At 66.0% G+C, this 8,172-nt stretch carries 8 protein-coding genes and 1 riboswitch; of the genes, 5 read left to right on the top strand and 3 right to left on the bottom strand.

Features of this window, described 5'->3' with window-relative positions; all coding sequences use genetic code 11:
* Nucleotides 1-605: 605 nt before the first annotated feature.
* Nucleotides 606-932, bottom strand: a complete 327-nt coding sequence (locus ACYVKQ_RS16050) for a rhodanese-like domain-containing protein (RefSeq protein WP_460676373.1) — start codon at nt 930-932, stop codon at nt 606-608.
* Between the two features lie 204 nt (nt 933-1,136).
* On the opposite strand from ACYVKQ_RS16050, the gene pnuC reads away from it, so the two are divergent.
* The 4 genes from pnuC to ACYVKQ_RS16030 are packed head-to-tail and all read left to right on the top strand — an operon-like array spanning nt 1,137 to nt 3,722.
* Nucleotides 1,137-1,808: a nicotinamide riboside transporter PnuC gene (pnuC, locus tag ACYVKQ_RS16045; protein WP_460676372.1), complete on the top strand. Its 672-nt coding sequence runs from the start codon at nt 1,137-1,139 to the stop codon at nt 1,806-1,808.
* 32 nt (nt 1,809-1,840) lie between these two features.
* Entirely contained in the window at nt 1,841-2,419 is a 579-nt protein-coding gene (locus tag ACYVKQ_RS16040) for an AAA family ATPase (protein WP_460676371.1), read from the top strand.
* Nucleotides 2,416-3,297: an aldose 1-epimerase family protein gene (locus ACYVKQ_RS16035; RefSeq protein ID WP_460676370.1), complete on the top strand. Its 882-nt coding sequence runs from the start codon at nt 2,416-2,418 to the stop codon at nt 3,295-3,297. The genes ACYVKQ_RS16040 and ACYVKQ_RS16035 overlap by 4 nt, the downstream gene beginning before the upstream one ends.
* A 2-nt stretch (nt 3,298-3,299) precedes the next feature.
* Nucleotides 3,300-3,722: a GNAT family N-acetyltransferase gene (locus ACYVKQ_RS16030; protein ID WP_460676369.1), complete on the top strand. Its 423-nt coding sequence runs from the start codon at nt 3,300-3,302 to the stop codon at nt 3,720-3,722.
* Between the two features lie 4 nt (nt 3,723-3,726).
* Here the strand turns inward: ACYVKQ_RS16030 and ACYVKQ_RS16025 are convergent, their stop codons facing one another.
* Both ACYVKQ_RS16025 and ACYVKQ_RS16020 read right to left on the bottom strand, forming a co-directional pair.
* Nucleotides 3,727-3,963 carry a hypothetical protein gene (locus ACYVKQ_RS16025; protein WP_460676368.1) on the bottom strand — a complete coding sequence of 79 codons (237 nt, stop codon included), beginning with the start codon at nt 3,961-3,963 and terminating at the stop codon, nt 3,727-3,729.
* A gap of 277 nt (nt 3,964-4,240) precedes the next feature.
* Nucleotides 4,241-5,290: a hypothetical protein gene (locus tag ACYVKQ_RS16020; RefSeq protein ID WP_460676367.1), complete on the bottom strand. Its 1,050-nt coding sequence runs from the start codon at nt 5,288-5,290 to the stop codon at nt 4,241-4,243.
* Between the two features lie 150 nt (nt 5,291-5,440).
* A riboswitch (TPP riboswitch) is annotated at nt 5,441-5,544 on the top strand.
* 58 nt (nt 5,545-5,602) lie between these two features.
* Between ACYVKQ_RS16020 and ACYVKQ_RS16015 the strand changes: the two genes are divergently transcribed.
* Complete coding sequence (locus ACYVKQ_RS16015) at nt 5,603-8,104, top strand: TonB-dependent receptor (protein ID WP_460676366.1); 2,502 nt, start codon at nt 5,603-5,605, stop codon at nt 8,102-8,104.
* The last annotated feature ends 68 nt before the right edge of the window (nt 8,105-8,172 follow it).

The raw sequence follows: 8,172 nt of genomic DNA, 5'->3' as shown, positions 1-8,172 counted from the left end.
GTCCAGGGCCAGGGCCGTCACGGTGCTGTTGCCGTTGCCGGCGGGGGCGGCGCCCACCACCTGGGCGCGGTCGAACGCCGGGGCCTGGGCCTGGGCGGTTCCTGGGCTTAGCCCGAGCAGCAGGGCAGCGGCGAGTAAGCCCGCCACTTGCCCCAATCGACGAAAAAAGGAAGCCATAAACACGCGTTATACATGAGAGGCGGAATATAGCTTGTTTGCGTGGGCCGGGCAGTTTTCCTTTCCCGGTTCATATACCGAAGCATAAAATAAGCATACGCAAAGGCCGTCCTGCTGAGCGCAGTCGAAGCATCCCTGCCGCTTCGTCCGATGGTACGCAACGAAGCGGTAGAGATGCTTCGACTGCGCTCAGCAGGACGTGCCAAGCATTGAAGCTGTTTAGAAAGTTGTCGAAATTTGTGAGAACGTCATGCTGAGCTTGTCGAAGCATCTCTACCGCTTCGTTGAACGGCCCTGACGAAGCGGTAGAGATGCTTCGACAAGCTCAGCATGACGTTCAATGTACTTTCTAAACAGCCTCATTACAACGAGGTGATAGAGATGCTTCGCGGGGCTCGGCAGGCCGCGCCAAAGATTAAGCTCGCTGTTTAGTACACCGGCACCTGCGGGTCCACTCGCACCGACCAGGCGTGGATGCCGCCGCGCAGGTTCAGCAGGTTCGGCAGGCCGTGGCGGTGCTGCAGGTAGGCCAGGGCCTGCATGGAGCGCACGCCGTGGTGGCAGATGAGCACCACCGGCTGGTCGTCGCGGATTTCGTCGGCGCGGCGGGCCAGCTCGCCCAGCGGAATCAGCTGGCTGCCCTCGATGCGGCAGTAGGCAAATTCTTCGGGCTGGCGCACGTCCACCAGCTGCAGCGTTTCGCCGGCGGCCAGCCGGTCGCGGAGTTGTTCGGGGGTGAGTTCGGGCACAGACATGCGGCGGAATGGGGAGGCGGCGAGACGGGGAGTTTGACGGTGGGGAAGTCGGGGCCCCGCAGTGCCCGCGCGCAGAACGGACGCGTGCCGGTGCACCGCCTCCCCTTACACCCGCAAAAGTAGCCTGCGAGTCGCTAGCTTTGGCCGCGGCGTCGGTACCGGCCGGCCCGCCTGGCCATCGTACTTCCGGTTTCTTCGCGCTTCTTGGCAGCATTCTGGTCTGAACTCTGGGCGGCGGTGCTGGCCAGTTCCGCCCTCGAAATCTGGGGCTTCGTCACGGGGCTGGCCTGCGTGTGGCTGGTGGCCCGCTCGTCGGTGTGGAACTTTCCCGTGGCCATCGTGGCCTGCGCCCTGGCGGCCGTGGTGTACGTGCGGGCCCGCCTGTATTCCGATGCCGGCCTGCAGGGCGTGTTCATCGTGCTGGGCGCCTACGGCTGGTGGGTGTGGGTGCGCCGCCGCCCGGGCGAGGCAGTACCCGAGCTGCCCGTCACGCGCACCGGCCTGCGGCTCTGGCTGCTGATCGGAGCCTTTGTGGTGGCTTTTACCGCCGTTTTCGGCTACCTCTTCGAGCGGTATACCGACGCGGCCGCGCCCTACGTGGATAACTTTGCCACGGCCGTGAGCATTGCCGCGCAGTACCAGATTGCGCGCAAAAAGCTGGAAAACTGGCTGCTCTGGATTGGCGTCGACGTGCTGTACGTGGGGCTGTACTGGCACCGCGGCATCGTGCTCTTCAGCATTCAATACGTGATTTTTCTGGGCCTCGCCGTATACGGCTACTGGCAGTGGCGGCGGCTGGCGCGGCAGGCGGAGGCCACGGCCGGCGCGCCCGTCGTGCCGCCTGTCGCCACCGCCCTCGAAGATTCTGCCCGCTGACCGATGCTCTACCTTCCCTTCCGCGCCCGCTGATGCTGCGCGTCGCCCTCACCGGGCCCGAATCGACGGGCAAAACCACGCTGAGCCGGCAGCTGGCCGCCGCCTACGGCACGCTGTGGGTGCCTGAGTACGCCCGCCACTACCTCGACGAGCACCACCTCGGCCTCGAGTACACCCTGGCCGACGTGGAAGCCATGGCCCGCGGGCAGCTGGCCGCCGAGGACGCCACCGCGGCCCAGGCCGCCGCGGCCGGCCTGCCGGTGGTGTTCTGCGACACGGAGCTGCTGGTCATCAAGGTGTGGACCGAACACGCCTTCGGGCAGTGCCCCAACTGGATCCGGGCGGAAATGGCGCGCCGCCGCTACGACCTGATTCTGCTGCTGGGCACCGACATTCCGTGGGCGCCCGACCCGCAGCGCGAGCATCCGCACCTGCGCCAGCATTTTTACGAGCTGTACCGCCGCGAGCTGAACGAGCAGCTGTCGAACTTCGCTGAAATCAGCGGCGACGAGGCCCGCCGGCTGGAGCAGGCCCGTTTCCTGGTCGACGAGCTGCTGCAGCGTACGGCCGCCGCGCCGCCCACCCTTTACCGCCAACGCCCCACCCCATGAGTGCTTACTTCCTCGAAAACGACCTCTGCCGCGTGCGCATCAACGCCCACGGCGCCGAACTCAGCAGCCTCGTGCGCAAGGACTTGGGCGCGCTGGAGTACATCTGGCCCGCCGATGCGGCCGTGTGGGGCCGGCACGCGCCGGTGCTCTTCCCCATCGTGGGCCGCCTGCCCGACGACACCTACTACCACCAGGGCCAGGTCTACCGGCTGCCGCAGCACGGCTTCGCCCGCGACCGGGCTTTTGAGCTGGTGGAGGCCTCGGCCACCGACGTGCAGCTGCGCCTGCGCGACGACGCGCAGAGCCGCGCGGTGTTTCCTTTCGCCTTTGAGCTGACCATTGGCCACCGCCTGCAGGGCCATACCGTGCACGTGAGCTGGCAGGTGCACAACCCCGCCCCCGACGCGGAGCTGCTGTTCAGCATCGGCGCGCACCCCGCGTTTCGCTGCCCGCTGCTGCCCGACGAGCGGTTCGAGGATTACAGCTTCCGCTTCGACCACCCGGTGCAGCTGGAGCGGCACCTGCTGCGGGGCGGCCTGCTCACGGGCCAGACGGCAACCGTGCTGGCCAACGCCGCCGAGCTACCGCTGAGCTACGAGCTGTTCAGCCAGGATGCGCTGGTGTTCAAGCACTACGATTTCACGCGCGTAGCGCTGGCCAGCCGCCGTTCGGCCCGCGCCGTGCAGATGCAGTTCGACGGCTTTCCCTACCTCGGCCTCTGGACCAAAGGCCCCGAAGCGCCCTTCGTCTGCATCGAGCCCTGGCACGGCATTGCCAGCAGCGTGGGCGCACCGGGCGAGCTGGCCGACAAGGAGGGCATCATGACGCTGGCGCCCGGCGCCACGTTCAGCGCCCAATACACCATCACCGTCGAGTAGGCGTGGAGGCCCGCATCGAGCTGATTCCGGCCAGCCGCACGTATGCCCTGCGCCACCAGGTGCTCTGGCCCGAGCAGCCCGCCGCCTACGTGCAGCTGCCCGACGACGCGCAGGGCCTGCACTTCGGCGCGCTGGTAGGCGACGAGCTGCTGAGCGTCGTGTCGCTGTTCGTGGACGGGGAAGAGGCGCACTTTCGCAAGTTTGCCACCCGCCCCGACTGGCAGGGGCGGGGCCTGGGCTCGGCCTTGCTTGGGCACTTAATGCGCGAAGCCGCCCGGCGCGGTGCCCGGCGGCTTTGGTGCGATGCGCGGCAGGAGAAAGCCGGCTTTTATCAGAAGTTCGGATTTGCGGTGGAAGGGCAGCCCTTTCACAAGGGGCCGATACCCTACGTGCGCATGAGCTGCGGGCTGCCCGCTGGCGGCTGAGCCGCTAAAGCAAGGCGGGCTCCCGCGGCCGAACCGGCCGGCGGTTGTAGTCGGGCTCCCAGTCGTTGATGGGCCGTGAGATGCCCGGGGGCAGGTCTAGGTCCGGCAGGCCATCGTCGAGCGGTTCGCCACCGTCGTCGTCGCTGTCGGTAGCCGGCGGACGGGAAGATGCGGGGCGGGGCATCACCATGAAATAGGCCAGAATGGTGAGCACCACAAGGGAATAAACAAGGCTGATCATGGCGGTGGTCGGCTGGATGGGAGCCGGCACCGAAACGCCGGCTATGTTGCTGGTAACGGGACAAGGGCCGGCGTGGTTTTGGTGCGCCGCGCTTTTTTGGTGGAGTAGCGCATCAAGGATAATATACTAAACCGTAGTGGTTTATCCAAGGTTTTGGGCGGGTTTGCAGATCGGGCAGACGTGCGCTGGCCGCGGCGCCAGGCTTGGGCTGCAGGCCCAAAAAAAGCCCCGGGAAGTGGTTTCCCGGGGCGTGAGCAGGAGTCCGGCGGCGCGGGGCTTAAAGTTGCGCCAACTCCTGGTGCGCTAAGTAGCTTTCAGGCATCTGCTCCCGGTTGATCAGCGCCACGGCCCGGCCGGCGGCGTGTTCGGGAAACAGCCGTGCGAAAGTGGGGGCTGGTAGCGCATCCTGGAGCTCGGTGACCAGGTGCTGGAACGCCCCGTTTAACCGGGCGGCGTACTCGTCGTGGCTGATTTCCTCGCGCAGCAGCTGGGTATCGAGTTCCGTTTTTACGGCCCGGAATGCCGCGTCGCGCTCGGTGATGCCGCCCAGGCTCCGGCCCGGGGCCGCGTCGGTCAGAGCTGCCGGCCGGGCGTTGGCTTCGGTCAGGCCCTGGGCGAGGGAGGCCTGCAGGAGGTGCTCGATTTCCAGCTGCCGCTCGGGCTGCGACACGGGCTGCCGCAGCGACTCGCGTAGCAGGCGGGCGTTTTCGCGCAGGAAATCGGGGTCGGCCGCCGGGGCGGTGAAGGCCGCCCGGCCCAGGGTGCCTTGCTGGCTCGCTCGCTGCACGAGGCTGGAGGCCAGGATGTCGGCGGCCAGCTGCGTGGTGGCTCCCCAGTAGCCATACACCCAATAGGTGCCGGAGAAGCTCGGGGGCCAGTTGACGGGCGTAAACTCAAATTCCTGGGTGCTGGTCGACCAGAGCACCCGGTTGCAGGCCTGCTGACACACGCCCGACACGCCGTAGACGATGCCGGCCCAGCAGGCCGTGCCGCCGATCTGCGAGCCTTCGGGCCAATCGGCCACCTTCCAGTTGTACGCCGGGTTCAGGGAAAACTGGGCCATGCCCAGCGCCACGTACAGGTTGGCGCCGCGCGTCGAGCCCACGTTTTGCGAGCCGATGGCGTAGGGCGTCCACATGTCCACCGGGTACTTGATGTTGGCGTTGCCGCGGGCCCCGGGGCCGCTGGTGGCCGTGGCGAAGTCGCCGAAGCAGGGAAAAGCGTACGTATCGTCGCCGTGGGCAAGGATGGCGTACGTGTGGTCGATGCCTTCCACGCTGAAAGCATCATAATAACCAACCCGAATGGTACTGTCGAAATGCGACATATATGGATTAAAAAAGGTGAGGAAAGCCGCAACCTACCAATTATACTTGGATTAGTACATGGTCAGTAGCATTTTACCGCTTCCTATTTTGACACCAGCGGGATTCTCAAAACAGGAACTTGCAGCAGCCACCGCACCGCGCTACCTTTACGCCGCGTTTAGGGGTGCTCTGCGTTACGCAGCAGAGCTGAGATCATACCCATTGAACCTGATTCGGCTAGTACCGGCGAAGGGAATAAACGGTCCGCGAGCGAGCAAACCACCACTCCGACCCCTGGGGTGTGGCTTCGTTCCATCTTTTCCATTCACACGTTGTTTACGTTTCGAAAACTGCCCGGGGCAGCGCTGCTTGCGTGCCTGCCCTTCGGCGTGGCCTGGGCCCAGGGGCCCGTGGCCGGCACCCTCACCGACGGGCGCAGCCAGCAAGGCCTGCCCGGAGCCACCATTCTGCTCGACGGCACGCCCGTGGGCACCACCGATGCCAGCGGCAGCTTTCAGCTGCCGGCCGTAGCGGCCGGCCCGCACGAGCTGCGCATCACCTTTGTGGGCTACGAAGCCCTGTCGCGCCGGCTCACCGGCCAGCCCGAGGCCCAGCAGCTGAGCCTGCTGCTGCTGCCCGCGGCCGTGCTCACCGGCGAAGCCGTGGTAACGGCCCAGCGCGCCAACGACCGCACCGGCACGGCCTACACCAACGTGAGCCGGGAGCAGCTGCAGCAGCGCAACTTCGGCCAGGACCTGCCTTACCTGCTCGATCAGACGCCCTCGGTGGTGGTGACCTCCGACGCCGGCGCGGGCGTCGGCTACACCGACATCCGCATCCGCGGCACCAGCAACACGGGCATCAACATGACCATTAACGGGGTGCCGCTGAACGACGCGGAGTCGCACGGCTCTTTCCTGGTGAACCTGCCCGACCTGTCCTCGTCCATCAGCTCCCTGCAGATTCAGCGCGGGGTGGGCACCAGCCAGAACGGCAGCGCGGCCTTCGGGGCCAGCATCAACATCTCCACGCTCGACAACCGCCGCGAAGCCTACGCCGAGACCCAGAATACCTACGGCTCGTTCAACACCTGGAAAAACAACGTGTCGTTCGGTACCGGGCTGGTGGGCAAGTACTTCACCTTCGACGGGCGCCTCTCGCGCATTGCCACCGACGGCTACATGAATCGCGCCTCGTCGGACCTGAAGTCGTATTACTTCGCGGCCGGCTACCAGCAGAAAAACACCCTGCTCAAGTTCATCACCTTCTCGGGCCGCGAGAAAACCTACCAGGCTTGGAACGGCGTGCCGGAGTTTGCGCTGACGCGCAGCCCGGCCCTGAAGCAGCAGTTCGTCGACAACTTCGAGCTGTCGGAGGCCGAAGCCGAGCGGGCCCTGCGCGAGGGGCGCCGCTTCAGCTACTACACCTATGACAACCAGACCGACAACTACCAGCAGAACCACTACCAGTTGCACCTGGCCCAGGGCCTGGGCGAGAATTGGAACCTGGGCGCCACCGCGCACCTGACGCGCGGCTTCGGCTACTACGAGAGCTTTCGGGCCCGCCGCCGCCTCGCGGCCTACGGGCTCGACAACGTGGTCGTCGGCGGCCAGACCATCAGCCGCACCGACCTGGTGGACCGCAAGTGGCTCGACAACTACTTCTACGGCGGCACCTTCGCCCTGAACTACCAGCCCAAGGACGACGACCGGCTGCAGGCCACCGTGGGCGGCGCCTGGAACCGCTTCCGCAACGACCACTACGGCGAAATCATCTGGGCTCAGTACGCTTCCAACGGCAGCCTGCGCCACCGCTACTACTTCAACGACGCCGAGAAAACCGACTACAACGGCTACGCCCGCGCCACCTGGCAGGTGCTGCCCCGCCTGGGCCTGTACGGCGACGTGCAGCTGCGTCGCATCCAGTACGACATCGAGGGCGTGGAGCACGAGCCCGATTCGCCTCGGGCCCTGAAGGGCGTGGTGGACGTGACCACCCACGTCGACTACACCTTCTTCAACCCCAAGGCCGGCGCCACCTTCACCCTGGCCGAGGGTCAGCAGTTGTACGCCAGCTACGCCATCGGCCAGCGCGAGCCGGTGCGCGCCGACTTCACCGACCGCCCCGCTGGCGACGTCACCGCCAAGCCGGAAAAGCTCCAGGACTTTGAGGGCGGTTACCGCGTGAGCCTGCCCGAAACCTCGCTGCTCGGGCCGCGCACGGCCGTGCGCTTCGAGGCCAACTACTTCTACATGAACTACCGCAACCAGCTGGTAGCTACCGGCCAGCTGAACGACGTGGGCACGGCGCTGCGCACCAACGTGGCCCGCAGCTACCGCACCGGCGTGGAGCTGTCGGGGTTTGTTTCGGCGGCCGACCGCCTCAGCTTGAGCAGCACGCTCACGCTGAGCCGCAACCGCATCCTGAACTACCGCAACGACAGCCTGCCTGGCGACGTGGCCCGCACGACCACCATTTCCTACTCGCCGGCAGTGGTATCGGCCCACACGCTGGAAGGACAGCCGCTGAAGGGCCTGCGAGTGGCGCTGCTCTACAAAACCGTCAGCGAGCAGTTTCTCGACAACACGGCCAGCCAGGAGCGGCGCATTGCTCCCTACCAAGTGCTCGACCTGCGCCTGCGCTACAGCATCCGGCCGTCGTTCGTGAAGGAAATCGAGCTGGGCCTGCTGGTCAACAACCTGCTCAACCGCGAGTACGTGACCAACGGCTACACCTACGGCTACCCCGGCGCCGCCGGGCAGCCGCAAACCTTCAACTGGTACTTCCCGCAGGCCACGCGCAATTTCCTGGGCTCGGTGGGGGTGAAGTTTTAACCCCTCAAACTGAATTTTTGGCAAGCCCGGCGCGTCTGACAGACGCGCCGGGCTTTTGTGTATCGGGT

The organism is Hymenobacter coalescens, from assembly GCF_054783195.1.
Note: the sequence above shows the minus strand (reverse complement) of the source record. Positions and strands in the feature narration are given on the sequence as shown.

Coding starts and splice junctions, on each gene's coding strand:
- ACYVKQ_RS16050 (WP_460676373.1), bottom strand. CDS start 932: ATGTCTGTGCCCGAACTCACCCCCGAACAACTCCGCGACCGGCTGGCC.
- ACYVKQ_RS16040 (WP_460676371.1), top strand. CDS start 1,841: ATGCTGCGCGTCGCCCTCACCGGGCCCGAATCGACGGGCAAAACCACG.
- ACYVKQ_RS16035 (WP_460676370.1), top strand. CDS start 2,416: ATGAGTGCTTACTTCCTCGAAAACGACCTCTGCCGCGTGCGCATCAAC.
- ACYVKQ_RS16025 (WP_460676368.1), bottom strand. CDS start 3,963: ATGATCAGCCTTGTTTATTCCCTTGTGGTGCTCACCATTCTGGCCTAT.
- ACYVKQ_RS16020 (WP_460676367.1), bottom strand. CDS start 5,290: ATGTCGCATTTCGACAGTACCATTCGGGTTGGTTATTATGATGCTTTC.